The organism is Streptomyces pseudovenezuelae (assembly GCF_001513955.1).
GTDB lineage: Bacteria > Actinomycetota > Actinomycetes > Streptomycetales > Streptomycetaceae > Streptomyces > Streptomyces pseudovenezuelae.
In genome coordinates this window covers 293,228-317,742 of record NZ_KQ948145.1, presented here as the reverse complement: position 1 = coordinate 317,742, position 24,515 = coordinate 293,228, and the positions used below count along the sequence as shown (strand labels likewise).

Genomic DNA, 24,515 nt, shown 5'->3' with positions numbered 1-24,515 from the left:
CGCACACGCCACACAACCCTCAGTTCAACCTCGCTCGCGCGGCCTGAGCCTGCTGCCGCAGACGATCCGCCGCCGCCTCGTCCACCGCCGCCACCACCCCCGCATACGCCTCCAACTCCCCGGCCCCCTCGACGAAGTCACCCCGCTGCACGAGCAACTGCGCCCGCTCGTACCGCAGTCGCGCCGGGTGCGAGGGAAGCAACAGGGCCAACTCCACCGCCCACAGCCCCACATCCGACCGCTCCGGACGCGTCGCGGCCCACGCCCGGACGTTGTTGAGGATCCGCTGCACGACGTCCAGGGTCCGCGCGGGAACCAGCATCGACGGCTCCAGCGAGCCTCCCGTCGCCCCCGCGACCAACACCTCGGCGTCGGCCCCCGCCAGGACCCGCCCCCCGTCGAAGGGATCGGCCAGCACCTGCTCCTCCGGCGGCCCGAACCCGACCACGAAGTGTCCCGGCAGCGCCACCCCGTACACCGGGGCTCCCGCCCGCCGGGCCACCTCCATCCACACCACCGACAACAGGATCGGCAACCCACGCCGCCGCACCAGCACCTCGTGCAGCAGCGAGGACTCCAGTCGCTGATAGTCCGCGGCGGAGCCGCGAAACCCGCACCGGTCGCCGAGCAGTTCCCGCAACGACACCGCCCACGACCGCGGCCCGCCCGGCCGGAACGGCAACTGGCCGGCCAGCGTGTCGAGTTCGATCTGGGCCGCGTCGATGCCGGCCTCGTCGAGCGCCCCGTCGGCCTGCGCGCCCACGAGCAGACACAGCGCGGACAGATCGGGCCGCTCGGACCGCGCCTCTTCGGCGAACCGCCTCCGCAGCTCGGCGGAACGTTCGGGCGAGGGAGGAAACGGGGGACGCATAGCAGGCTCGTGCCCTTTCGCGGCGATCGCTACCACCGGGCCCCGCCGGAGACGTCCGGCTCGCGGTAGTGGTGGTAGGCGTGGTGCGCGGCGAACCCCAGCCGTTCGTACAGGGCCCGCGCACCGGCGTTGTCCGACTCGACCTGCAGCCAGGCGGCAGACGCCCCCTCGGCAAGGGCGCGCTGTGCGAGGGCCGCCATCACGGTCGAGGCCAGCCCCCGTCGCCGTAGCGCGGGATCCACCTCGACCGCGGCGAACCCGGCCCACCGCCCGTCGACGACACACCGCCCGATCGCGGCCGGGGCGTCCTCGCCGGGGACGGTGGCGAACCACACCGACGGCCCGCTCCCGAGCACCCGCAGCGCCACCTCGCTCACCCCCTTGCGCTGGTAGCGCGCCAGCCAGTCCGCGTCGGCCTCCCGGGACAGGACCACGCCCTCACCCGGGCTGTCCGCGACCGGCGCCAGCGCCCCGGTCCACAGCTCCGCCGTCACCTCCCGCACCCACCCGCGCGCCTCCAGCTCCGCGCACAGCACCTCCTGGGTGCCCGCGGCGCCGGTCGCGGTCTGCACGTACGCCGGCAGCCCGCGCTCGCCGTACCACCGGCGTACGGCGGCCAGGGCCTCGTCGAGGGGCAGGCCGGGGTCGCCGAGCGGGAGGACGGAGTTGGCTCGGCGGGTGAACCCGGAGGCGGCGCGCAGCTCCCACTCGCCGAGCCACTCGCTCTCGACGGGCCGCCAGCCGCGCGCGGCGATCCGGGCCAGCTCCGCGTACGAGGCGGCCGGCCCCCGGCGGCGGGCCGGCTCGGCGGGCACGACCTTGCCCGCGACCAGCGTGGATTCCGCGATGCGGACGCTGTGACCGTCCCGGCGCGTGACCCTCAGCACACCGTCGTCCCATGATGTGAGAACACCCACCGTGTCGGTGAACTTCTCGCCGGTGCCGCCGGTTTCGTCCAGACACCGTACGGATACCCGTTTGCCCACGTCAGCTGCGGAGATACGGACGACGAGACGCCCCGCGGCGGAGATTTCCACAGGTCAGTTCACCCCTCCTGTTCGGATCATGCCCAGGAACGGAGATACTAGGGGCGGGCATCGACGACGCCGCGCTCCCGCGCGCGAGGCGGCGGAGCCTGAGGAGGCCCGCCAGCGCCCTATGGAGGAGGAACGACAGCGTGACCTACGTCATCGCGCAGCCTTGTGTCGACGTGAAGGACAAGGCCTGCATCGAGGAGTGCCCGGTCGACTGCATCTACGAGGGCTCCCGGTCCTTGTACATCCACCCGGACGAATGCGTCGACTGTGGTGCCTGTGAGCCGGTCTGCCCGGTCGAGGCGATCTTCTACGAGGACGACACTCCGGACGAGTGGAAGGACTACTACAAGGCGAACGTCGAGTTCTTCGACGAGCTCGGCTCGCCCGGCGGCGCCAGCAAGCTGGGTCTGATCGAGCGGGACCACCCGTTCATCGCCGCGCTGCCGCCGCAGGCCTGATCAGCCGGCACCTTTCCGTGCCGCCTCGGTCCCGTACGGCCTGATCGCCCCCCGATCGTGGCCTGCGGGACCGAAGTGTTCCCCCGTCCGACCCGAAAGTGAGCGCGAACGCCGTGTCCGCAGTCTCCGACCGCCTTCCCACCTTCCCCTGGGACAAGCTGGAGCCGTACAAGAAGACGGCGGCCGCGCACCCCGGAGGCATCGTCGACCTGTCGGTCGGCACCCCGGTCGACCCGGTCCCCGATCTCGTCCAGAAGGCCCTGATCGACGCGGCGGACTCCCCGGGCTACCCGACGGTCTGGGGCACCCCGGCCCTGCGTGACGCGATCACGGGCTGGGTCGAGCGGCGCCTGGGCGCCCGCGCGGTCACCCACCGCCACGTCCTGCCGATCGTCGGCTCCAAGGAACTCGTCGCCTGGCTCCCCACCCAGCTGGGCCTCGGCCCCGGCGACCGGGTCGCGTACCCGCGCCTGGCCTACCCGACCTACGAGGTCGGCGCGCGCCTGGCCCGCGCCGACCACGAGGTCTACGACGACCCGACCGAGCTGGACCCGGCGGGCCTGAAGCTCCTGTGGCTCAACTCCCCGTCGAACCCGACCGGCGAGGTGCTGGCCAAGGACGAGCTGACGAGGATCGTCGCCTGGGCCAGGTCCCACGGCATCCTGGTCTTCTCCGACGAGTGCTACCTGGAGCTGGGCTGGGAGGCCGACCCGGTCTCGGTCCTGCACCCGGACGTCAACGGCGGCTCCTACGACGGCATCGTGGCCGTCCACTCGCTGTCCAAGCGGTCGAACCTCGCGGGCTACCGCGCGGCCTTCCTCGCGGGTGACCCGGCCGTCCTGGCGCCCCTCCTGGAGATCCGCAAGCACGGCGGCATGATGACCCCGGCGCCGACGCAGGCCGCGGTGGTGGCGGCCCTGGGCGACGACACGCACGTGCGTGAGCAGCGCGAGCGGTACGCGGCCCGCAGGGCTCTGCTGCGCGAGGCCCTGCTGAGCCACGGCTTCCGCATCGAGCACAGCGAGGCCAGCCTGTACCTGTGGGCCACGCGGGACGAGTCCTGCTGGGCGACGGTCGCGCACCTGGCCGACCTGGGCATCCTGGTGGCCCCGGGCGACTTCTACGGCGCGGCGGGCGAGCAGTTCGTACGGGTCGCGCTGACGGCGACGGACGAGCGGGTGCGGGCGGCGGTCGAGCGGCTGGCGTGACCTGCTCCGGACACGGCGAAGGGGCCCGGGGAACTCCCCGGGCCCCTTCGCCGTGTGCGCGGGTACTAGCCGAGCGGGAGGCTCTTCACCGGCAGGGTGTCCGCCGACGGCAGGCCGCCGCCCTTGGCGAGGGAGTCGGTCGGCAGGCCGCCCTTCGCCGCCGTGGAGGTGGTGTCGCCGAGGACGCCGCCCGCGGAGCCCGCGGCCTCGCCCGCCGTCTTCTGCGCGACCGGCGCCGCCTTCTTCACGGCCTTGCCACCGGCCTTGCCCGCGGACGGCACCGCCTTCTCGACGGCCTTGCCACCGGTCTTGCCCGCGGTCCCGGTCAGGTTCTGCGTCGTGCCGTCCACCGTGTTGCCGACGTGCGCCCCGTCCAGAGCGGTCAGCCCGCCGAGGTTCGGAGTGGCGGGCAGTGCGGCGGGGGCCGCACTGGCGGAGCCGGCCGCACCGACCCCGGCGGCCGCTCCGGCAGCGACGAGCAGCGCGGCACGGGCGATCCTGCGGGTCAGGGGGAGGGACATGTTGCTCCTTCGACGGAGGAAACGTTGCTAGGACGCCGTGACTACCGCTCGAAGCCGACGAAGGTTGCGGACGCGCAATGTAAAGAGTTGGCAATGCGTCGCATTATCACCTGCGGATAAAAACGGGCAAAAAGCTTCCGGTCTGAAAGTCCGCCGAATCCATGTCGCCCTGTGTTCTCAAGGGATTTCGCGGATACGGGGGTGAGGTGACGAAAACCTGCGCACACCCGCTCCGACGGTGGCCGGACGCGACCCCTCCGGGCGATCTTCCGAACTAGCGTGCCGTCAGTATCCGCACCGACCCCGTGCCGCCCTCCCCGCCCGCCGTACGCCACTCGCTGGCGGTGCTCCCGGCCGTCCACTGCCGCCCGGCGTAAGAGACCCGCTCGATGCGCAGCGCCGAGGAGTTGGCGACGGCCCAGTGGGCGAGCTGCCAGCCGCGTTCCCGCAGGCTGCGGCCGGAACCCGGGCGGGTCTCCTTGCGCACGGGAACCGTCACCGTGCGCGCGTCGTCCGCCTTGGGTGCCGCGCTCGGTTCGGCCCTGCCGCCCACCTCCGCGGCGGTCGTCTCCAGCGCGTCGCGCCCGAAGTCCCGTACGAGAGCCGACCGCACCGCGTCCGGGCCCGTGGCGGCGGCCTGGGCGGCCCGGGTGGCCTCCTGGCGGCCGTCACAGGTCAGGGTGGCCGCCGAGGCCCCGGTGAGGGCGGCGGCCAGCAGCTCGGCGTCCGGCTCGTGCTTGGCGTACGCCTCCGGATAGCCGCTGCGCTGCACGCGCTGGGCGGCGACGGTCAGCGGGAGCTCCTGATAGCCGCGCACCTTGACCAGGTGCTTGTAGAACTCGGCCGCCGCGTACGTCGGGTCCAGGATCTCCTTCGGGGTGCCCCAGCCCTGTGAGGGCCGCTGCTGGAACAGCCCGAGGGAGTCGCGGTCGCCGTGCGAGATGTTGCGCAGCCCCGACTCCTGGAGCGCGGTGGCGAGCGCGATGGCCACGGCCCGCTCCGGCAGCCCGCGGTCGGTGGCGACGGCGGTGATCGTCGCCGCGTTCACCGCCTGCTCGGGCGTGAACTCGTACGACGGCCCGCCCGCGCCGTCGGAGACGACTCTGCAGCTCGGGCCGCCGGGGCCTCCGGTGACGTACTGCACCACGAGATAACCGGCGACCGCGCACAGGACCACAAGGGCCGCCCCGAAGCGGAGGAGACGGCCACGACGCTTGCGAGTAGGGGGCAACGGCTCTGGCATCCGGACAAGATACTGGAGAGTACTGAGGCGTCTGCGCCGGAGGGGACAGTGAGCGCTCGGAGCGGGGCGTTAGGGTCGGGAGCATGGCCGACACCCCTCTTGACCTTTCGCTGGACGCAGCCCGGCTCACCGCGCAGCTCGTCGACTTCCCCTCCGAGAGCGGCACCGAGAAGCCCCTCGCCGACGCGATCGAGACCGCCCTGCGCGCCCTGCCCCACCTGACGGTCGACCGGCACGGCAACAACGTCGTCGCCCGCACGGACCTCGGCCGTCCGGAACGCGTCATCCTCACCGGCCACATCGACACGGTCCCCATCGCGGGCAACGTCCCCTCCCGGCTCGACGACGAGGGTTACCTGTGGGGCTGCGGCACCTGCGACATGAAGTCCGGGGTGGCGGTCCAGCTGCGGATCGCGGCGACACTCCCCGAGCCCAACCGCGACCTCACCTTCATCTTCTACGACAACGAAGAGGTCGCGGCCCACCTCAACGGCCTGGGACATGTGGCCGATGCCCACCCCGAGTGGCTGGAGGGCGACTTCGCGGTCCTCCTGGAGCCCACGGACAACCAGGTCGAGGGCGGCTGCCAGGGAACGCTGCGGGTCCTGCTGACGTTCAAGGGAGAGCGGGCCCACTCCGCGCGCGCGTGGATGGGGTCCAACGCGATCCACAAGGCGGCCCCCGCCCTCGCGAAGCTGGCGGCCTACCAGCCGCGCAAGCCGGTGGTGGACGGGCTGGAGTTCCACGAGGGGCTCAACGCCGTGCGGGTGGAGGGCGGCGTGGCCACGAACGTCATCCCCGACTCCTGCACCCTGACGGTCAACTTCCGTTACGCGCCGGACCGCAGCGAGGCCGAGGCGGAGGCCTTCGTGCGGGACTTCTTCGCGGACTGCGGGGTCGACGAGTTCACCGTCGACGACCACACCGGCGGCGCGCGCCCCGGCCTCACCCATCCCGTGGCCCAGGCATTCATGGCCGCGGTCGGCGGTGTCGCCCGCCCCAAGTTCGGCTGGACGGACGTGTCCCGGTTCAGCGCGCTCGGCGTGCCCGCGGTGAACTACAGCCCAGGTCAGCCGCTGCTCGCGCACAAGGTCGACGAGCGGGTGAAGGCGTCGCTGATCCCGGAGGCGGAGGCGAAGCTGCGGGCCTGGCTGACCTCCTGAGGAGACGGAGTGCCGGTGGGCGCTTCATGGCGGACACGCGGACGTCCCCCCTCCGTAACCCGCGTAGATCTACGCTGAGATGGAAAGACCAGGCAAGCGGAGGGAGCGCACATGGCTACCGGGAACCCCGAGGGCAAGAAGCAGCCGCCGGAGGAGCAGCGCCTGGGACCGGTTCTCCGCAGGCGGGGACAGGTCACGGCGAGCACCACCGACCAGCGCCTGCTGGACGCGGGCGGCCCCTCGGACTGGGTCCACACCGACCCCTGGCGCGTCCTGCGCATCCAGTCGGAGTTCATCGAGGGCTTCGGCACGCTCGCCGAACTCCCGCCCGCGATCAGCGTGTTCGGCTCGGCGCGGACACCGGCGGACTCTCCCGAGTACGAGGCGGGCGTGCGGCTCGGCCGGGGCCTGGTGGAGGCGGGCTTCGCCGTCATCACCGGCGGCGGCCCCGGCGCCATGGAGGCGGCCAACAAGGGCGCCTGCGAGGCGGGCGGCACCTCGGTCGGCCTCGGCATCGAGCTCCCCTTCGAGCAGGGGCTCAACCCCTACGTCGACATCGGTCTCAACTTCCGCTACTTCTTCGTCCGCAAGATGATGTTCGTGAAGTACGCGCAGGGGTTCGTCGTCCTGCCGGGCGGCCTCGGCACCCTCGACGAACTCTTCGAGGCCCTGACCCTCGTCCAGACCCAGAAGGTCACCCGCTTCCCGATCGTCCTCTTCGGCAGCGAGTACTGGGGCGGACTGGTCGACTGGCTCACGAACACCCTGATCGCCCAGGGCAAGGCGTCGGAGAAGGACCTGCTGCTGTTCCACGTCACGGACGACGTGGACGAGGCGGTGGCACTGGTGTCCAAGGAGGCGGGGCGCTAGCGCTGGGCTTGAACCGGGGGTCTGGTGCGGCGCCGTTGCCGGGGGCTGCGCCCCCGGACCCCCGTCGGCCTTCGGCCTCGTCCGCAAACGCCGGACGGGCTGACATGCGTGGAGCGGGGGCCCGGGGGCGAAGAACTCCCTACGCCAGCCCCCGCCGCGCGACCGCCGGCGGCCGGTGCCCCGCGATCGACGCCACCATGTCCAGCACCTGCCGGGTCTCCGCCACCTCGTGCACCCGGTACACCTGCGCCCCCAGCCAGGCGGAGACCGCGGTCGTCGCCAGCGTCCCCACCACCCGCTCCTTCACCGGCTTGTCCAGGGTCTCGCCCACGAAGTCCTTGTTGGACAGGGAGACCAGCACCGGCCACCCCGTCCCGACCATCTCGCCCAGTCGCCGGGTCGCCTCAAGACTGTGCCGCGTGTTCTTCCCGAAGTCGTGCCCTGGATCGATCATCACGGACTCCCGGGGCACCCCCAGCGCGACCGCCCGCTCGGCCAGACCCACGGTCACCCGCAGGATGTCGGCCATGACGTCCTCGTACGCCACCCGGTGCGGCCGGGTACGCGGCTCGGCGCCCCCGGCGTGCGTGCACACGAGCCCGACCCCGAAGCGCGCGGCGACCTCGGCCAGCCCCGGGTCGACCCCGCCCCAGGCGTCGTTCAGCAGGTCCGCCCCCGCCTCGCACACCGCCTCGCCGACGGACGCCCGCCAGGTGTCGACGCTGATGACCACGTCGGGGAACCGCCGCCGCACCTCCGCCACGAACCCGACGGTCCGCCGGGCCTCCTCGGCCGCGGACACCTCTTCGCCCGGCCCGGCCTTGACCCCGCCGACGTCGATGATGGCGGCCCCCTCGGCCACGGCCTGCTCCACGCGCGCGAGGGCGGGCTCGTCGAGGAAGGTGGCTCCCTGGTCGTAGAAGGAGTCGGGGGTCCGGTTCACGATCGCCATGATCACCGGCTCGTGCGCGTCGAATTCACGCCTGCCCAGCCTGAGCATCCCCTGTGACCTCACTTCCCACGTCTGTGTGTTCGACCTCTGCGGCCGCCTGCGACCCTAACTGTCAGACTCGCATGGCACGATCGGACCCTGACACATTCGACGCCGGTGGCCGGCCGCCGGCAGGGACCCTGGGGACCTCAGCGATGGTTATGTTCTTGTTCCTGGTCATCGCGCTCGCGGTCGTGGTCGCCGCGGTGACGCTCGCCGTGGTGGGCGGCGGGGAGAGCGACGGCCCGCTGCCGGACGTGGCTCCCGAGCGGCTCCAGGACCCGTTGCCGCTGCACCGACCGGTGAACCGGGCCGACATCGAGGGCCTGCGCTTCCCGCTGACCGCCCGCGGCTACCGCATGGCGGACGTCGACGACGCGCTCAGCCGTCTCGGTGCCGAGCTCGCCGAGCGGGACGCCCGGATCGCCGACCTGGAGTCCGCGCTGGCCGGCGCCCAGGCCGCGGCCCACGTCGCCCTGCACAAGCCGGAGCACGGCCACGGGGAGCACCAGTGAGCGACGGCACCGCCCTGACCGGCCCGGACGGCGCCCCGCGCTGCCCCTGGGCCCTGTCGACCCCGGACTACGTGGCGTACCACGACGAGGAGTGGGGCCGCCCGGTCCACGGCGACGACGCCCTCTACGAACGGCTGAGCCTGGAGGCCTTCCAGTCCGGCCTGTCCTGGATCACCATCCTCCGCCGCCGCGAGGGCTTCCGCGCCGCCTTCGCGGGCTTCGAGATCGCCAAGGTGGCCACATTCGGCGAGGCCGACCGCGACCGCCTGCTCCTCGACCCGGGAATCATCCGCAACCGCGCCAAGATCGACGCGACGATGGCCAACGCGCGCGTGCTGGCCGCATGGTCCCCGGGCGAGCTGGACGAGCTGATCTGGTCCCACGCCCCGGCCTCGCACGCGGTCCCCAGGACCCTGGCGGACGTACCCGCGGTCACCCCGGAGTCGACCGCCCTGTCCAAGGCCCTGAAGAAGCGCGGCCTGCGGTTCGTGGGCCCGACCACGGCGTACGCGCTGATGCAGGCGTGCGGACTGGTGGACGACCACCTGGAGACCTGCGTCGCGAGGGGCCGCTGAGCCCTACCGGCCCAGGTACTTGGGCGTCTCCTTGTTCACGAAGGCCCGCACGGCGATCGCGTGGTCCTCGGAGGCGCCGGCCCGCGTCTGCAGCTCGTCCTCCTTCTCCAGCGTCTGCGCCAGGCTGTGCGACAGGGCGTAGGCGAGGGACTCCTTGATCGCGCCGTACGCCACCGTCGGCCCCTCGGCCAGGGCCCGCGCCACCTTCTCGGCCTCCGCGGGCAGCTCGGTGGACGGCACCAGGCGGTTCACGATCCCCAGATCATGGGCGTCCCGGGCCGACATGGTCCGCGGGAAGAGCAGCAGGTCGGCGGCGCGGCCCGGTCCCACCACCCGCGGCAGCGTCCACGAGATCCCGGAGTCCGCGGTCAGCGCCACCCCCGCGAAGGAGGTGTTGAACGCGGACGTGTCCGCCGCCACCCGGTAGTCCGCCGCGAGCGCGAGCCCGAAACCGGCACCCGCCGCGACCCCGTTCACCCCGGCCACCACCGGCTTCGGCATCTCCGTCAGGGCCCGCACGACCGGGTTGTAGTGCTCCCTGACCGTGCTCATGACCTCCGTGGAGCCCTCGGCGAGCAGCCCGATGTGCTCCTTGAGGTCCTGCCCCACGCAGAACGCCCGCTCCCCGGCGGCGGTCAGCAGCACGGCCCGTACGGCGTCGTCCGAGGCCGCCGACTCCACGGCCTCCCGCAGCGCGACCTTGGTGGCGATGTTCAGCGCGTTCATCGCCTCCGGCCGGTTCAGCGTGATCGTCGCGAGCCCGTCGTGCACCTCGTAGAGCACGGTGTCGGCCATGGCGTATCCCCTCCGGTGTGTCCGCTGCATCCGATGTCCGAAGGACAGCATGGCGGAGATCGTCGTCAGGGAACCGCAGCGGACGTGTGACCTGCGTCAAAGAATTCCGGAGCGCTCGTGGCCGGCCGGCATCCGCGCGGCGGCGGAGTATCGCAGCCACATCGCCGAATTGAGTGGTTTTGCTCGCGCGCGTTGCCCAAGCGATGCCGACTGATGTTGGTCATCGGGTCCTGCGATGCGGGATAATGGCTGGGAAGCAATGTGTTCGATGCCGGTGGCGTGTGTCCCTTCTTGGATGCGCGTGCCCTCCCAGGGCTGTCGGCTTTGACGATGAGCTGGTTTCAGGAAGGGGAACGAGCATGGCGGCCATGAAGCCGCGGACGGGCGATGGCCCGCTCGAGGTGACAAAGGAGGGGCGGGGCATCGTCATGCGCGTTCCGCTCGAAGGCGGCGGTCGGCTCGTCGTCGAGCTGACGCCTGACGAGGCCGACGCGCTCGGCGACGCCCTCAAGAAGGTCGTCGGCTGACGCGGAAGCGACCATACCCTTTCGGCTGCCCCGGCATCTTTCGAGACGCCGGGGCAGTGGTCTGCCCGGGCGATCCCCCGAATGGCCGTACGGCCGTTCACCGGCTCAGCGCTTGACCGCGCAGAGCATCCCGTCGCCCACCGGCAGCAGCGAGGGCACCAGATCCTGGCTCTCGCGGACGGCCCGCAGCAGCTCCCTGAGACGCAGTACCTCGGTCGGCTGCGGCCCCGAGTCCACCGTGCGGCCGTTGGCGAAGACGCCCTCGAAGACCACCAGGCCACCGGGGCGCAGCAGGCGCAACGATTCAGCGAGATAGTCCATGACCTCCTGCCGGTCACCGTCGCAGAAGACGAGGTCGTAGCCGGCGTCGGCGAGGCGGGGCAGGACGTCCAGGGCGCGGCCCGGGATGAAGCGGGCCCGGTTGCTGGCGAAGCCGCAGGCACGGAACGCCTGGCGGGCGAACTGCTGGTGCTCCGGCTCGGGGTCGACGGTGGTCAGCACGCCGTCCGGGCGCATGCCGTACAGCAGATGGATGCCGGACACGCCGGTGCCGGTGCCGATCTCGGCGACCGCCTTGGCGTCCACGGAGGCGGCCAGCAACCGCAGCGCCGCGCCCGCGCCGGGCGACACCGAGCGCAGCCCCGCGTCACGGGCCCGGTCCCGGGCCCAGCTCAGGACTTCGTCCTCGGCGACGTAGGCGTCGGCGAACGCCCAGTTCGTCTGCCGGTTGCCGGTAATGACCCTCTCCTTGCCCCGTGGTTGCCTGGGCGTGACTGTATCCGTTGCCGTCGGGAACCCGCAGATGGGACCGGGCGTTTAGAGGGGTGGAGACGCACCCGGGGGGACACAGTTGGATCACGAAACCGAGCGTGCCCTCGAGCAACTGCTGACGCAGGGGACCGAGTGGTATCAGCCCAGATCAAATTCTCGTAAAACCGCTTATCCGGAGCTAACGGGCGAGGTGGCTATGGTAGGGGCTCCACTGGAGACAACCAGAGCCGACAGGGGAGGTGCGGCCGCGCCTGGGGATCGTGGGGGAGTGCTGCGGCGCTTCCTCGGATCGGCGGGCAGGCCGAGATCCGTGAACGACACCGCTGACCACAGCCACGCCGGCGACTACGCCCAGACCGCGACCTTCGCCACCGACGCGGACGGGCAGGCGTGGACTCCGCCCACCTGGGAGGAGATCGTCAGCACGCACAGCGGCCGCGTCTACCGCCTCGCGTACCGCCTCACCGGTAACCAGCACGACGCCGAGGACCTCACGCAGGAGGTCTTCGTCCGCGTCTTCCGCTCGCTGTCCACGTACACACCGGGCACGTTCGAGGGCTGGCTGCACCGCATCACCACCAACCTCTTCCTGGACATGGTCCGCCGCAAGCAGCGCATCCGTTTCGACGCCCTCGGCGAGGACGCGGCCGAGCGACTGCCCAGCCGCGAGCCGTCACCCCAGCAGGTCTTCAACGACGCCCACTTCGACGCGGACGTCCAGCAGGCCCTCGACACCCTCGCGCCGGAGTTCCGTGCCGCGGTCGTCCTGTGCGACATCGAGGGACTGTCGTACGAGGAGATCGCCGCGACCCTGGGCGTCAAGCTCGGCACCGTCCGTTCGCGGATCCACCGCGGCCGTTCCCAGCTGCGCAAAGCCCTTGCCCACCGCTCACCCGAGGCCCGTGCCGAGCGCCGCTCCTTCATGGCCCGGGTCCCCGCGCTGGGGGGAGGGGGCGCGTCCGCGTGAGTGGATCACTGCCCAAACCCGGCGAGGGGAGCCTCGCGGAACAGCATCTGGGAGACCGACTCGCCGCCCTGGTGGACGGCGAGCTCGGTCACGCCACGCGGGAGCGCGTCCTCGCGCATCTCGCCACCTGTTCGAAGTGCAAGGCGGAGGCGGACGCCCAGCGCCGCCTGAAGAACGTCTTCGCGGAGGCCGCCCCGCCCCCGCCCTCCGAGAGCTTCCTGGCCCGCCTCCAAGGGCTGCCCGGAGGTGATCCCGAGGACGGCGACGGCTCGCCGTTCGACGGGGGAGGATTCGGTGGACTGTCGGGACGACCCGGTACCACCGGAGCCTTCGGCGTAAGACGTGGCGAGCGCTTCGCGTTCGACTACGTCCCCGTCCGCCCGCACGAGGCGGTGCTCCCGCCCGCCGCGGGCCGGGGCTTCCGCATCCATGACGTCAGCCGCCACGAGACCGACCGCTCGGCCTCGCGCGGCATGCGGTTCGCGGTCGTCGCCGCCGGGGCCGTGTCGCTGGCCGCGATCGCGCTGGGCGGCGTCACCGCCGGGGTGCCGGGCGACACCGACGCCCGCGGGGCCGGCAGCAATGTGACACCGGCGCGCACGCCAGGCACGGGTGCCGCGCTGCCGGAGAACCAGCGCCGCCGTGGCGTGGGCCCGCTGCTCGCGCAGGACCAGGGACAGCGGACCACGGGTGACACACCGGTCGCCCCGACCACCGCGTCCGCCCCGCTGCTCCCGGGCATCCCCGCCCAGGTGCAGGAGGCGGCCCTGCACACCCTCACGGCGCCCGTGGTCGCCGGAGCCGCCGCCATGTCCCCTCTCATACGTCCGCTCAGCGCCACCCCGCCGCTCACCCTGACCTCCCTGTCCGCGACCCCGGACCTCACCACCGCCGGCTTCCTCGCCGCACCCGTCCCCCCCACCACGGCAGCGCCCACGCCCCCCAGCACCGCCCGCTGACCGGCGCCCTGCTCCGCGGCGCCCGAACCTGGTTGAATCCACAGACAGGTCGACGTGCCACGCGCCGCGGCCGGTCAGCTGTGGGGGGAGCATGGACGAAGGCAGGCCCACAAGGCCGAAGTGGTGGAACCGCCCCAGGCCGCGGGGGGTTCCCGGGCCGAAGGAGGGGGCTGCGCCGAGCACCGGCCCGACGGGGTCCGACGGCGACTACCTGCTCGGCCCACCACGGGATCCGACCTCCGGTGCGGAGCCGGACGGACCGGCGGCCGGGGCCGACTTCGCGCCGAGGGCTCCTGAGGTGCCCCACCCCGAAGTCCCGCTCCGTGACGGGCAGGTCCCGCCGGACCGCCCCGAGCCGCTGGCCGACCACGACTCCTCCAGCACCCCGCCCTACGGCGTACCGGGCCCCTGGGCCCCCGCCCCACCGGTCCAGCACCCGGCACCACCCACCTCCGTGCCGTCGCCGGCGTCGGCCGTCCCCGACCCCTGGCGGAACTACGACCCCTGGGCGCCCGTCCCCGCCCCCCTCCAGCACACGGGTGCCGCGGTGGACACCGAGGACACCCGGCGTCGCCGGACCCGGCGGACGCTGCTCGTCGGCGCTCTCCTGCTCGCGCTCGTGGCGGGCGGGACCGGCGGGGTCGTAGGGGCGTATCTGGAGCGCAACGGCGTGGGAGGCGACGTCGTGGAGTTGCCGCAGGCCGAGGAGGAGCCCGCCGGGCGCGATCCCGGCACCGTCGCCGGGATCGCCGCGCGCGCCCTGCCCAGCGTCGTGACCCTGCATGTCAGGGGGGCCGAGGAGTCCGGGACCGGCACCGGCTTCGTGCTGGACGAGCGCGGCCACATCCTCACCAACAACCACGTCGTGGAGCCGGCCGGCGCCGACGGCGGGATATCGGTGACCTTTCACAGCGGGGACACCGCCGAGGCCACCGTCGTGGGGCGGGACAGCGGCTACGACCTCGCCGTCGTCGAGGTGAAGGGTGTGGGCGGGCTGCGGCCGATGCCCCTCGGCAACTCCGACAGCGTGCAGGTCGGCGACCCCGTCGTCGCCATCGGCGCCCCCTTCGACCTGGAGGGCACCGTCACCTCCGGGATCATCAGCGCGAAGGAACGGCCCATCACCGCCGGAGGCCAGAGCGGGGACGGCAGCGACGTGTCGTACGTCGACGCCCTGCAGACCGACGCCCCCATCAACCCCGGCAACTCCGGCGGCCCCCTCCTCGACTCCCGGGCCCGGGTCATCGGCATCAACTCCGCCATCCGCTCCGCCGACGACGGCGTCGGGTCCGGAAGCGGACAGGCCGGTTCGATAGGTCTCGGCTTCGCCATTCCCGTCAACCAGGCCAAGCGGGTCGCGGAAGAACTGATCAACACCGGCAGGGCGACCCACCCCGTCATCGGCGTCACCCTCGACATGGCCTACACCGGCGACGGCGCCCGCGTGGGCACGAAGGGCAGCGGCGGCGGACCCGCCGTGACCGTGGGCGGTCCGGGGTACCGGGCCGGGCTGCGGGCCGGTGATGTCGTCACCGAGGTCGACGGCCGCCGGGTCCACTCCGGCGACGAGCTGATCGTCAGGACCCGCGCCCACCGCCCCGGCGACCGGCTCCGGCTCACCCTGGAGCGCGCGGGCAAGGAGCTCACGGTCTCGCTGACCCTCGGATCCGCGTCCGGTGACTGACGGACACCCCTCTCACAGGTGCGTTTGCGAACCTCGCTTCCCAAGGCAAACAACCGGGAAAACCGTTCACCTATCCGCGCGCGGAGCCCTCAGGGCGGTACCGGTCGCGGGGGAGAGGCAGGTACCGTGGTCCTGGCCCGGACCCCAAGGAGCTTCAGGTGTTCAATGACATAGGACCGCTCGAGCTGATCACGCTCGTTGTCCTCGCCGTGCTCGTCTTCGGTCCGGACAAGCTCCCGAAGGTCATCCAGGACGTCATGCGGACCGTGCGCAAGATCCGGGAGTTCTCGGAGAGCGCCAAGCAGGACATCCGCTCGGAGCTGGGCCCGGAGTTCAAGGACTTCGAGTTCGAGGACCTCAACCCCAAGACGTTCATCCGCAAGCAGCTGGACAACGACGAGCTGGGGCTCAAGGAGATCCGCAACGGCTTCGACCTGAAGAAGGAGATGGCCGAGGTCACGGACGCGGTGCACAGCTCGGACACCTCGTCGTCCTCGTCCTCCTCCGGTGGCCGGATCGACATGACCAAGAAGCCCGAGGAGCTGGGCAAGGACGACCGCCCGCCCTTCGACGCGGACGCCACCTGAGCCGTACGCCCCACCGAAAGGCGCCTGCCGGGCAGTTGAGCTCGGGGGCGCCTTTTCCCGTTGCACGTGACGCGTTTCATACTCCGCTCTCGCCCCGTACGGCCCCCGTACGGCCTGAAGCCACCCCCCGTGCGCCCCGCACGCCGGGCGGTTTCCCCGCAGCTCGGAGCGGTGTGGCTATGCTGCCGAGTTGTTGTGCGGGCCGTACGCGTACCAGCGACGCCGCCCGAAGGGGGGCGGGCCGGTCCGGTCCGACGAGAGCTAGTAGGAGGCGTCCGGCACATGGAGACGACGAGTGGGGCAGTCGCGCAGGCGCCGGCCGCGGAGGGTGGCCAGCAGGTTCCCTCCGCCCGGCGCACGGTCGACGGCTACCTTCAGGCGCCCTTCCCCTGGTACGGCCTCGACGAGGCATTCACGGGGCCGCGCTGGCTGATGCAGGTCGGCACGTCGGCCGACGGGGCCGTCGAGCACGGGTCGATCGGCCACGGGGACGAGCCCTCGGTGAAGAACGAGGCGGGCTCCACGGGGGAGCCGAAGGAGAAGTTCGCGGTCGTGGTGACCGTCGCCGCGAACCCGTCCCGCAGGAGCGCGGACGGCACGGGGCTGCTGGAGGCCACGTCGGTCTCCTCCGCCGCCTGGCTGGCCGGGGTGGGACTGCTGTCGTTCACCTGGCCCGGGCAGATGGACCACTCCCTGCGCGACGACTGGCTGGACCAGCAGACCGAGACGGCCTGGGTCCTGGCGGACGACCTGGAAGGACCCGACTGGTCCACCCTGTCCCTCCCGGTGGACGGCGTGCCCACGCCGTTCCACTACCGGGAGTCGGAGTTCGGCTGGGTGCTCGCGGGCTCCACGCAGGAGGGGGTGCACGTGGGGGCGTACGGGAGAGGCATGAGCGCGTACGGACTCGGCTTCGCGATGATCAAGGACATCGCGGAGTACGCCTAACGCGCGACGGGGCACCGAGGGTCCGCGCGGTGCCCCACGACCGTCCTAGCGGCCCAGTCGTCGCCGTACCCGCCGGACCTGGCGGTTGTCGGCGACCGCGTCGAGCAGCCGGCGGCCGGTGCCGGCCTCGTGGGCCGGGCCCTCCAGCCGCAGCAGGGTGCCGTCGCGGACGACGGCGTGGGCGACGGGGGCGTCGGTCTTCGGCAGGCGGACCGGGTGGCGTCCGGCCGGGAGTCCGAGACGCGCCGGCAGCCGCAGCACGGCCGTCGTCGTGCCCTCGCCGGGGACCAGCTCGGCGTCCACCGTCAGGGCGGACACGGTGACCTTGAGGCGAGCCGGGCCGCTGGAGGCCGTGGACGCCACATAGGGCAGCGGCAGCGACCGCTCGCCGCGCCCGGAGTTCGCCGCGGCGTCAGCGGCCGTGTCGGGACCGAGTCTGCGCTGGCGCTGGTCCACGTCGAGGGCGAGCTGACCGCTGCCGGTCCAGTACGGCAGCGCGAGCCGGCCGCCGGTCAGCGCGGGGCCCGCGGCCGGGGCACCCGGGGTGCCGTCGCCGGTGAGCCGGACCATCCGGTCGACGCCCAGCAGCTGGACGAACGCCCACACGTCGTGCACCCCGCGCTCCAGCGGCCGCCCGCCCGCGAGCCGCTCCGGGTCGAGGAGCAGCCGCCCGGACGCGACGAGCCGTGAGCGCCCCTCGCCGCACGGTTCGAGCCGCACCTCCAGGTCACCCTCCGGGTACCACCAGTCCTCGCGGTCGCGGTCCTTGACGACCAGTTCGGCGTACGCCAGCCGGAAGGGATCGCGCACCTCCCAGCCGTCCTCGGTCCCCGGCACCCCGGCAAGCAGCTCCGGGTCCAGCCACCGCTTCCCGTCCCGCTCGACGAGCACCAGCGGCCGGCCGTCCCCGCGCAGCAGCTCCAGCGTGACGTCGGCGACCAGCCGGCCGCCCTCCCACCGCGGTCCGCCGACGGTGCTGCGCGCCTTGACCTCCCGCACCCGCTCGGCGAGGGCCACCGCCCCGTCGAAGTCCCCGCGTTCGAGGAGCTCGGCGCGCAGGCGGGAGACGGCGGGCAGGCCCTCGCGCACGGCGGCCGGGAACTCCTCGACGGCAAGCTGTCGGGCCGCCTCGAAGCGCTCGCGCTGCTCGGCGGGGTCCTCGCGGAGGATCTCGGGTTCGCGGGTGCGGGAGAGGATCTCCACGTGGTAGAGGCGGTGCAGGAGGCGGTTCTGCAGCGCGTCGACGTCCCCGGACGCGTCCGTGCCGTCCTTGATCCGGCGCACGATGGTGCGGCAGTTGTCCCAGAAGCCGTGGCGCGGGTTGAAGCGGTGCTGGGTGTTGTTGCCGCCGTCGTCCCGCTTCATCCAGTAGTAGCAGGGGTAGTCGGCGAGCACCGAGATCCGCTCGGCCTTCAGATAGGCGGCGCTGACGAAGGCCAGGTCCTCCAGGATCCAGGGGCCCTCGGGGAACCGGAGACCGTGCTTCTCGACGAAGGCGCGCCGGAACATCTTGTGCGGGGACATGCTCTGCATGAGCTCGTCGTTCTCGATCGTGCAGGCGTCCACGGTGTGCCGGAACAGCCGCCGGGGCCGCACCATCGTGCTGGACATCTTGCCGAGGACCACATCGGCGTCGTTCCGCTTCGCGTGCTCGTACAGCCGCTCCAGGGCCTCGGGCCCGAGCGTGTCGTCATGGTCGACGAACTGGATGTACTCGCCCTTGGCGTGCGCCATACCGAGGTTGCGCGGTGCGCCCGGCCAACCGGAGTTCGGCCGGGTGTGCACCTGGACGTTCGGATGCGCGGCGGCGATCTTCTCCAGCCGGGTCAGCGTGTCGTCCGTCGAGCCGTCGTCGACGTAGATGACCTCGTACGCGTCGGCGGGCAGGCTCTGCCCGAGCAGCGACGGCGCGCACTCGTCGACGTACTTCCCGGTGTTGTAGACGGGGACGATGACGCTGACTTTGACTCTCGGCATTCCACGGACCCTACCTGGCCCGTGGAACCCCGCTTCCTCGCCTGTGCCTCAGAACTTGTTCCGGGGAGTGATCCCCAGAGACAGCCCCGAAAGCCCCCGCTGCCGTCCTCCCAGCTTCCCCGCGATCCCCCGCAGCGCGGCCCCCGCCGGGGAGTCCGGGTCGCTCAGGACGACCGGCTTGCCCTCGTCGCCGCCCTCGCGCAGACGTACGTCGATCGGGATGGAGCCGAGGACCGGGACCGTCGCACCCGTCGTGCGGGTGAGGCCGTCCGCGACCGTCTGGCCGCCGCCCGTGCCGAAGACGTCGACCATCTCGCCGCAGTGCGGGCAGGGCAGGCCGGACATGTTCTCGACCACGCCGACGATCTTCTGGTGGGTCTGGACGGCGATGGAACCGGCGCGCTCGGCGACCTCAGCCGCCGCCTGCTGAGGCGTGGTGACCACGAGGATCTCCGCGTTCGGGACCAGCTGGGCCACCGAGATCGCGATGTCGCCCGTGCCGGGGGGCAGGTCCAGGAGCAGCACGTCCAGGTCGCCCCAGTACACGTCCGCCAGGAACTGCTGGAGGGCGCGGTGGAGCATGGGACCGCGCCAGACCACCGGGGCGTTGCCCGGGGTGAACATGCCGATCGAGATGACCTTCACGCCGTGCGCCGAGGGCGGCATGATCATGTTCTCGACCTGGGTCGGGCGGCCGTCGGCGCCCAGCATGCGCGGCACCGAGTGGCCGTAGATGTCGGCGTCGACGACGCCCACCTTGAGCCCGTCGGCCGCCATCGCCGCCGCCAGGTTCACGGTGACCGAGGACTTGCCGACGCCACCCTTGCCGGAGGCGACCGCGTACACGCGGGTCAGGGACCCCGGCTTCGCGAAGGGGACCTCGCGCTCGGTCTGACCGCCCCGCAGGGCCGTCGCCAGCTCCTTGCGCTGCTCGTCGCTCATCACGTCCAGCGTGACGTCGACGCGGGTGACGCCCTCGACCGCGGAGACCGCGTCCGTCACCCGCTGCGTGATCGTCTCGCGCATCGGGCAGCCGGAGACCGTCAGGTACACGGTGACCGCGACCGCCCCGTCCGCGCCGATGTCGACCGACTTGACCATCCCGAGCTCCGTGATGGGGCGGTTGATCTCGGGGTCGTTCACCGTCGCCAGTGCCTCGCGCACCGCGTCTTCGCTAGCCATACAGACGATGGTACGGCGGCCACGGGCACCCCCCGCACCCCCGTCAGTGGTCGTCTACGTCACGCCCGTGCGGCCGTTCTGCCGGGAATACGACATGCCCGTCGTGCTGCCGTGACTCCAGCTCCTTCATCAGGTCCTGGAGCTCGGAGCGGATCCAGTCGCGGGTCGCCACCTCCCCGAGGCCGATCCTGAGCGCGGCGATCTCGCGGGTCAGGTACTCGGTGTCCGCGATCGACCGCTCGTTCTGCTTGCGGTCCTGTTCGAGGTTGACCCGGTCCCGGTCGTCCTGCCGGTTCTGCGCGAGCAGGATCAGCGGGGCGGCGTAGGAGGCCTGGAGGGACAGCATCAGGGTGAGGAAGATGAACGGATAGTTGTCGAAGCGCAGGTCGACGGGCGCGAAGATGTTCCACAGCACCCAGGCGATGATGACGACCGTCATCCAGACGATGAACCGCCCGGTGCCCAGGAAGCGCGCGATCCGCTCGGAGAGCCGTCCGAAGGCCTCCGGGTCCCACTCGGGGAGCAGCCTGCGCCGCGGTGAGCGCGGCTGGTCCAGGCGGGTGCGGGGACGACCGGTCGCCGTGGCGCCGGCCGGGGTGCGCTCGCGGGCGCCGGACGGCACCCGCTCGCGGTTCGAGGTCTCGCGCTCAGGCGTCATGGCCGGCCACCCCCTCCGCTCCCTCCGCGTCGAACTCCGTCTCCCGCCAGTCCTCCGGCAGCATGTGGTCGAGCACGTCGTCCACGGTCACCGCGCCGAGCAGCGAGCCCGAGTCGTCGACCACGGGCGCCGCGACCATGTCGTACGTGGCGAAGAACCCGGCGATGACCGGCAGGGTCGCGTCCGGGTCGAGGGCCTGCAGGTCGTCGTCGACCATGGAGCTGACGAGGGTGTACGGCGGGTCGCGCAGCAGCCGCTGGAAGTGGACCGTGCCGAGGTACTTGCCGGTCGGGGTCTCGTCGGGGGCGCGGCACACGTAGACCTGGGCGGCGAGGGCGGGGGAGAGGTCGGGGTTGCGGACGCGGGCGAGCGCGTCGGCGACGGTCGCGTCCGGCCGCAGGACGATCGGCTCCGTGGTCATGAGGCCGCCGGCCGTGTGCTCCTCGTACGCCATCAGGCGCCGCATGTCGGCCGCGTCGCCCGGCTGCATCAGGCTCAGCAGCCGCTCCTGCTCCTCGGTGGGGAGCTCGGAGAGCAGGTCGGCCGCGTCGTCCGGGTCCATGGCCTCCAGGACGTCGGCGGCCCGTTCCTCCTTCAGCTTGCCGAGGATCTCGATCTGGTCGTCCTCGGGGAGCTCTTCCAGTACGTCGGCCAGCCGGTCGTCGTCCAGAGCCGCGGCCACCTCGGCGCGCCGCTTGGGGGAGAGGTGGTGCAGGACGTTGGCGAGGTCGGCCGCGCGCAGCTGCTCGAAGGTGGCCAGCAGGCTCTCCGCGCCCTGTCCGTGCTCCTCCAGCGTGAAGCCGGTGACGGCGGACCACTCGACGGTCAGGGCCTCGCCCTTGCGCCGGAACGCCCCGCCCTTGCCGCCCTTGCGGACGAAGACGCGGTCGATCTCCCAGTCCCGGCGGGCCGGCAGATGGTGCACCGACGCGTCGAGGACGGTGACCTGTTCGTCGCTCTCCACGAGCGTGACGCGCCGGTCGAGGAGCTCGCCGAAGACCAGGCGTTCGGTGGGCCGTTGCTCGAAGCGGCGGACGTTGAGCACGCCGGTGGTGATGACCTGTCCGGACTCGATGCTCGTCACCCGGGTCATGGGCAGGAAGATGCGGCGCCGGGTGGACAGTTCGACGACCAGCCCGAGCACCCGTGGCGGCCTGCGCCCCACGCGCAGCACGACGACCAGATCGCGCACACGGCCCACCTGGTCGCCGTTGGGATCGAAGACGGCGACGCCGGCGAGATGCGAGACGAAGATCCGGGGGGCTCCCGCTGCCATGGCTGTGCTTCCTTTGCATACGAGGCTGGGTACGAGGCCGCGCACGGGGCTGCGTACGAGGTGTTGCGTTCGTCGTTCGTTGTCCGGATTGCCCGCTCGGGAGGGCTTAAGGCTAGCCCGTACCGATCGGATACGCCCTGGTGAGGGGTCCGGACGATCTGGCTCCGTCCGGGACCCCGGGCCCCGGTACGCTGCCGTACGCCGCTGAAGGACCCTCGTCGGAAAGGCAGCCCCACCTGTGACCGCGATTCCCCAGGGCCGAGCCCGCAGGACCGTTGTGGTGGGCGCGATGTGCGCCCTGGTCGTGACGGGAACGGGCCTGACGGGCTGCAGCGAGGACCCCGACGCGGGCACCAACGGGGTCGGCAAACTGTCCGCCGCCCAGATCCAGTCGAAGACGCGAGCGGCCGCCGGGTCCGCCCACGCGCTGCGCCTGTCGGGGAACGTGGTCACCAGCGGGCGCACGTACAGACTCGACATGCGCCTGAACTCCGAGGGCGGTTCGGGCTCGGTCACCGCGGAGGGGACCACCTTCCAGTTGCTGCGGATCGGCGAGGAGCTGTATCTGAAGGCCGGCGCGGACTTCTGGACCCAGGCCGACGGCAAGGGCGAGGACTCGGACGCGGCCGCCGACAAGCTCGACGGCAAGTACGTGAAAGTGCCGTCGGGCGACCCGGCGTACAAGAAGTTCAGCGGTTTCACGGACAAGGACGTTCTCCTCGACGGACTTCTGACGCTGCACGGCAGCCTGGACACCGACGGCCACCACGAGCAGGCGGGTACCCGCACGATCCGCATCACGGGTGACAAGGGAGACGGCGGCACGCTGGATGTCTCCCTGGAGGGTCAGCCGTACCCCCTGCGCCTGGCCCGGGCGGGCGGCGCGGGCACTCTGACCTTCTCGGCCTGGGGCAAGAACTTCCCCCTGACCGAGCCGAAGAAGGACGAGACGGTGGACTACGGCAAGCAGCTGCCGCCGTCCTAGCGTTTGCGGCGCTTCATCAGCAGGCGCGGAAGGCCCGCGGGGATCGGCTCGCGCGTGGTCGCAGGTGTCGGCAGCGGTGGTGCGGCGAGGTCGCCGTCGGGGAGGCCCGCGGTGACCCCGGTTGGTTCGAGCCGGAGCACCCGGCACTCGCGGGACCAACGGTCCGTCATCGCCTCGCCGTCGGGGGCGTTCAGCCGCTTTCCCTTGAGCTCGCCGACCGCCGCCTGCCATGCCTCGGACCCGGGCGGCAGCTCGACGACCGTCGCGGTCCAGGAGACCAGCCGGCCCCCCTTGTCCTTGCTGCGGACGGTCACCTCGGCGGTGCCCCCGTCGGTCAGCCCCGGCAGCGGCTGTTCCCCGGGGCCGTCGCCGACCAGGCACGCGGCGCCTTCGTGCCACACGTGCCACAGGGCGCGGGCCGGGCCGCCGGGTCCTTCGACCCAGACGAGGCCGGACTTCTTCGTGGCCTCCTCGACGAGGGCCCGGTCGAGCAGCTCACTTGTCATGCGGCCCACCCTAGAGCCAGCCGTTGCGCTTGAGGGTGCGGTGGATCCCCAGACAGATGACTCCGGTGATCGCCATGATCACCGGATAGCCGAGCTTCCAGTGCGTCTCCGGCATGTAGTCGAAGTTCATGCCGTAGACCCCGCACACCATCGTCGGCACGGCGATGATCGCGGCCCAGGACGTGATCTTGCGCATGTCCTCGTTCTGCGCGACGGACGCCTGCGCGAGGTTGGCCTGGAGGATCGAGTTGAGCAGTTCGTCGAAGCCGAGGACCTGCTCCTGGACGCGGGCGAGGTGGTCGGCGACGTCCCGGAAGTACTTCTGGATGTCGGGGTCCACGAGCCGCATCGGGCGCTCGCTGAGCAGCTGCATGGGCCGCAGCAGCGGGGCGACGGCCCGCTTGAACTCCAGCACCTCACGCTTGAGCTGGTAGATCCGCGCCGAGTCGACACCGCGCGAAACCTTGCCGCCGCGCCCCGGCGTGAACACCTCGGTCTCCACCTCGTCGATATCGTCCTGCACCGCGTCGGCGACCGCGACATAGCCGTCGACGACGTGGTCGGCGATCGAGTGCAGCACCGCCGAGGGGCCCTTGGCGAGCAGCTCGGGGTCGTCCTGGAGGCGGTGGCGCAGCGCCCTGAGCGAGCCCTGGCCGCCGTGCCGGACGGTGATGAAGAAGTCCCGGCCGGTGAAGCACATGACCTCGCCGGTCTCGACGATCTCGCTGTTGGCGGTGAGTTCGTCGTGCTCGACGTAGTGGATGGTCTTGAAGACGGTGAACAGGGAGTCGTCGTAGCGCTCCAGCTTGGGGCGCTGGTGGGCCTGCACGGCGTCCTCGACGGCGAGCGGGTGCAGCCCGAACTCACTGGCGATGCCGGAGAATTCGGCCTCGCTCGGCTCGTGCAGACCGATCCACACGAAGCCGCCGTCTCGGCGCACCTGGCGCATCGCCTCGTGCGGGCCCAGCTGGCAGTCGGTCGCCACGCGCCGGCCGTCGCGGTAGACGGCGCAGTCGACGACGGCCGAGGGCGTCGAGGGGTCGCGCGTCGCGTCGTACGCGCCGGTGTCCTTGCGCAGCGAGGGACGCGACGGGCGCACGGCGGCACGCAGGTCACGGATCATCGACATGGCAGGCTCCTTCGTGACGGGCAACAAAGGGCCCCGGCGACGGGTGGAACTACCCGGAATGAGGACGTCCTGCTGTGGGTGTTTGGCACGTCCACAAAGCGGGGAGCACCGC

At 72.0% G+C, this 24,515-nt stretch carries 27 protein-coding genes; 14 read left to right on the top strand and 13 right to left on the bottom strand.

Features of this window, described 5'->3' with window-relative positions:
* Positions 1-19 precede the first annotated feature (19 nt).
* Both AQI94_RS08805 and AQI94_RS08800 read right to left on the bottom strand, forming a co-directional pair.
* The gene (locus tag AQI94_RS08805; protein WP_031051489.1) at positions 20-871 is read right to left on the bottom strand and encodes a transglutaminase-like domain-containing protein; all 852 of its coding nucleotides are present in this window, start codon (positions 869-871) and stop codon (positions 20-22) included.
* A 29-nt stretch (positions 872-900) separates the two neighbouring features.
* Positions 901-1,908, bottom strand: coding sequence for a GNAT family N-acetyltransferase (locus AQI94_RS08800; RefSeq protein WP_062229669.1), 1,008 nt, complete (start codon positions 1,906-1,908; stop codon positions 901-903).
* 140 nt (positions 1,909-2,048) lie between these two features.
* Here AQI94_RS08800 and fdxA point away from each other — a divergent pair, with 140 nt between their 5' ends.
* Together fdxA and AQI94_RS08790 are read left to right on the top strand one after the other, a co-directional pair.
* Positions 2,049-2,366, top strand: coding sequence for a ferredoxin (fdxA, locus tag AQI94_RS08795; RefSeq protein WP_007384503.1), 318 nt, complete (start codon positions 2,049-2,051; stop codon positions 2,364-2,366).
* 113 nt (positions 2,367-2,479) lie between these two features.
* Positions 2,480-3,574, top strand: coding sequence for a bifunctional succinyldiaminopimelate transaminase/glutamate-prephenate aminotransferase (locus AQI94_RS08790; RefSeq protein ID WP_031049060.1), 1,095 nt, complete (start codon positions 2,480-2,482; stop codon positions 3,572-3,574).
* A 65-nt stretch (positions 3,575-3,639) separates the two neighbouring features.
* Here AQI94_RS08790 and AQI94_RS08785 read toward each other — a convergent pair whose 3' ends face one another.
* Both AQI94_RS08785 and AQI94_RS08780 read right to left on the bottom strand, forming a co-directional pair.
* Positions 3,640-4,095 carry a hypothetical protein gene (locus AQI94_RS08785; protein ID WP_031049056.1) on the bottom strand — a complete coding sequence of 152 codons (456 nt, stop codon included), beginning with the start codon at positions 4,093-4,095 and terminating at the stop codon, positions 3,640-3,642.
* 274 nt (positions 4,096-4,369) lie between these two features.
* Positions 4,370-5,338 (bottom strand): heavy metal transporter, encoded by a 969-nt coding sequence (locus AQI94_RS08780; RefSeq protein WP_167364493.1) that lies wholly within the window; start codon positions 5,336-5,338, stop codon positions 4,370-4,372.
* An 83-nt stretch (positions 5,339-5,421) separates the two neighbouring features.
* Between AQI94_RS08780 and dapE the strand changes: the two genes are divergently transcribed.
* Together dapE and AQI94_RS08770 are read left to right on the top strand one after the other, a co-directional pair.
* The gene (dapE, locus tag AQI94_RS08775) at positions 5,422-6,501 is read left to right on the top strand and encodes a succinyl-diaminopimelate desuccinylase (protein WP_031049052.1); all 1,080 of its coding nucleotides are present in this window, start codon (positions 5,422-5,424) and stop codon (positions 6,499-6,501) included.
* A 111-nt stretch (positions 6,502-6,612) separates the two neighbouring features.
* Complete coding sequence (locus AQI94_RS08770; protein WP_020119740.1) at positions 6,613-7,371, top strand: LOG family protein; 759 nt, start codon at positions 6,613-6,615, stop codon at positions 7,369-7,371.
* A 139-nt stretch (positions 7,372-7,510) separates the two neighbouring features.
* On the opposite strand, the gene folP is transcribed toward AQI94_RS08770, so the two are convergent.
* Positions 7,511-8,371, bottom strand: a complete 861-nt coding sequence (gene folP / locus AQI94_RS08765; protein WP_031049050.1) for a dihydropteroate synthase — start codon at positions 8,369-8,371, stop codon at positions 7,511-7,513.
* Between the two features lie 146 nt (positions 8,372-8,517).
* On the opposite strand from folP, the gene AQI94_RS08760 reads away from it, so the two are divergent.
* Together AQI94_RS08760 and AQI94_RS08755 are read left to right on the top strand one after the other, a co-directional pair.
* On the top strand, positions 8,518-8,877 hold the full coding sequence (locus AQI94_RS08760; RefSeq protein WP_078902806.1) for a DivIVA domain-containing protein: 360 nt from the start codon (positions 8,518-8,520) through the stop codon (positions 8,875-8,877).
* On the top strand, positions 8,874-9,452 hold the full coding sequence (locus tag AQI94_RS08755; protein WP_031049047.1) for a DNA-3-methyladenine glycosylase I: 579 nt from the start codon (positions 8,874-8,876) through the stop codon (positions 9,450-9,452). Before AQI94_RS08760 ends, AQI94_RS08755 begins: the two co-directional genes overlap by 4 nt.
* 3 nt (positions 9,453-9,455) lie before the next feature.
* Here AQI94_RS08755 and chcB read toward each other — a convergent pair whose 3' ends face one another.
* Positions 9,456-10,247: a 2-cyclohexenylcarbonyl CoA isomerase gene (chcB, locus tag AQI94_RS08750; protein WP_031049046.1), complete on the bottom strand. Its 792-nt coding sequence runs from the start codon at positions 10,245-10,247 to the stop codon at positions 9,456-9,458.
* Positions 10,248-10,296: 49 nt separating this feature from the next.
* Here chcB and AQI94_RS44555 point away from each other — a divergent pair, with 49 nt between their 5' ends.
* Entirely contained in the window at positions 10,297-10,461 is a 165-nt protein-coding gene (locus AQI94_RS44555) for a hypothetical protein (RefSeq protein WP_158806296.1), read from the top strand.
* A 145-nt stretch (positions 10,462-10,606) separates the two neighbouring features.
* The gene (locus AQI94_RS42615) at positions 10,607-10,774 is read left to right on the top strand and encodes a DUF3117 domain-containing protein (RefSeq protein WP_003966491.1); all 168 of its coding nucleotides are present in this window, start codon (positions 10,607-10,609) and stop codon (positions 10,772-10,774) included.
* Between the two features lie 105 nt (positions 10,775-10,879).
* Here AQI94_RS42615 and AQI94_RS08745 read toward each other — a convergent pair whose 3' ends face one another.
* A complete protein-coding gene (locus AQI94_RS08745; RefSeq protein WP_318658105.1) occupies positions 10,880-11,578 on the bottom strand; it encodes an O-methyltransferase in 699 nt (232 codons plus the stop codon).
* Between the two features lie 235 nt (positions 11,579-11,813).
* Between AQI94_RS08745 and sigE the strand changes: the two genes are divergently transcribed.
* The 5 genes from sigE to AQI94_RS08720 all read left to right on the top strand — a co-directional run bounded on the left by sigE (position 11,814) and on the right by AQI94_RS08720 (position 16,690).
* Positions 11,814-12,512, top strand: a complete 699-nt coding sequence (sigE, locus tag AQI94_RS08740) for an RNA polymerase sigma factor SigE (protein WP_037943029.1) — start codon at positions 11,814-11,816, stop codon at positions 12,510-12,512.
* Complete coding sequence (locus AQI94_RS08735; protein ID WP_062229668.1) at positions 12,509-13,471, top strand: anti-sigma factor family protein; 963 nt, start codon at positions 12,509-12,511, stop codon at positions 13,469-13,471. The genes sigE and AQI94_RS08735 overlap by 4 nt, the downstream gene beginning before the upstream one ends.
* Before the next feature lie 91 nt (positions 13,472-13,562).
* Positions 13,563-15,155: a S1C family serine protease gene (locus tag AQI94_RS08730; RefSeq protein WP_062229667.1), complete on the top strand. Its 1,593-nt coding sequence runs from the start codon at positions 13,563-13,565 to the stop codon at positions 15,153-15,155.
* Between the two features lie 158 nt (positions 15,156-15,313).
* A complete protein-coding gene (locus tag AQI94_RS08725; protein ID WP_031053676.1) occupies positions 15,314-15,742 on the top strand; it encodes a sec-independent translocase in 429 nt (142 codons plus the stop codon).
* Between the two features lie 282 nt (positions 15,743-16,024).
* On the top strand, positions 16,025-16,690 hold the full coding sequence (locus AQI94_RS08720) for a hypothetical protein (protein WP_031053675.1): 666 nt from the start codon (positions 16,025-16,027) through the stop codon (positions 16,688-16,690).
* A gap of 45 nt (positions 16,691-16,735) precedes the next feature.
* Here AQI94_RS08720 and AQI94_RS08715 read toward each other — a convergent pair whose 3' ends face one another.
* Genes AQI94_RS08715 through AQI94_RS08700 form a run of 4 tightly spaced genes read right to left on the bottom strand, consistent with a single transcriptional unit; the run spans position 16,736 to position 21,783 of the window.
* On the bottom strand, positions 16,736-18,667 hold the full coding sequence (locus tag AQI94_RS08715) for a glycosyltransferase family 2 protein (RefSeq protein ID WP_062229666.1): 1,932 nt from the start codon (positions 18,665-18,667) through the stop codon (positions 16,736-16,738).
* Positions 18,668-18,715: 48 nt separating this feature from the next.
* Positions 18,716-19,849, bottom strand: a complete 1,134-nt coding sequence (locus tag AQI94_RS08710) for an Mrp/NBP35 family ATP-binding protein (protein WP_062229665.1) — start codon at positions 19,847-19,849, stop codon at positions 18,716-18,718.
* A gap of 43 nt (positions 19,850-19,892) precedes the next feature.
* On the bottom strand, positions 19,893-20,507 hold the full coding sequence (locus AQI94_RS08705; protein WP_062229664.1) for a DUF1003 domain-containing protein: 615 nt from the start codon (positions 20,505-20,507) through the stop codon (positions 19,893-19,895).
* Positions 20,497-21,783, bottom strand: coding sequence for a magnesium transporter MgtE N-terminal domain-containing protein (locus AQI94_RS08700; protein WP_062229663.1), 1,287 nt, complete (start codon positions 21,781-21,783; stop codon positions 20,497-20,499). The genes AQI94_RS08705 and AQI94_RS08700 overlap by 11 nt, the downstream gene beginning before the upstream one ends.
* Before the next feature lie 238 nt (positions 21,784-22,021).
* Here AQI94_RS08700 and AQI94_RS08695 point away from each other — a divergent pair, with 238 nt between their 5' ends.
* Positions 22,022-22,768 (top strand): hypothetical protein, encoded by a 747-nt coding sequence (locus AQI94_RS08695; protein WP_031061026.1) that lies wholly within the window; start codon positions 22,022-22,024, stop codon positions 22,766-22,768.
* Here AQI94_RS08695 and AQI94_RS08690 read toward each other — a convergent pair.
* Together AQI94_RS08690 and AQI94_RS08685 are read right to left on the bottom strand one after the other, a co-directional pair.
* On the bottom strand, positions 22,765-23,274 hold the full coding sequence (locus AQI94_RS08690; protein ID WP_031061023.1) for a hypothetical protein: 510 nt from the start codon (positions 23,272-23,274) through the stop codon (positions 22,765-22,767). The two genes, AQI94_RS08695 and AQI94_RS08690, sit on opposite strands and share 4 nt — an antisense overlap.
* Positions 23,275-23,284: 10 nt before the next feature.
* Entirely contained in the window at positions 23,285-24,403 is a 1,119-nt protein-coding gene (locus AQI94_RS08685) for a magnesium and cobalt transport protein CorA (RefSeq protein ID WP_031061021.1), read from the bottom strand.
* Between the last annotated feature and the right edge of the window lie 112 nt (positions 24,404-24,515).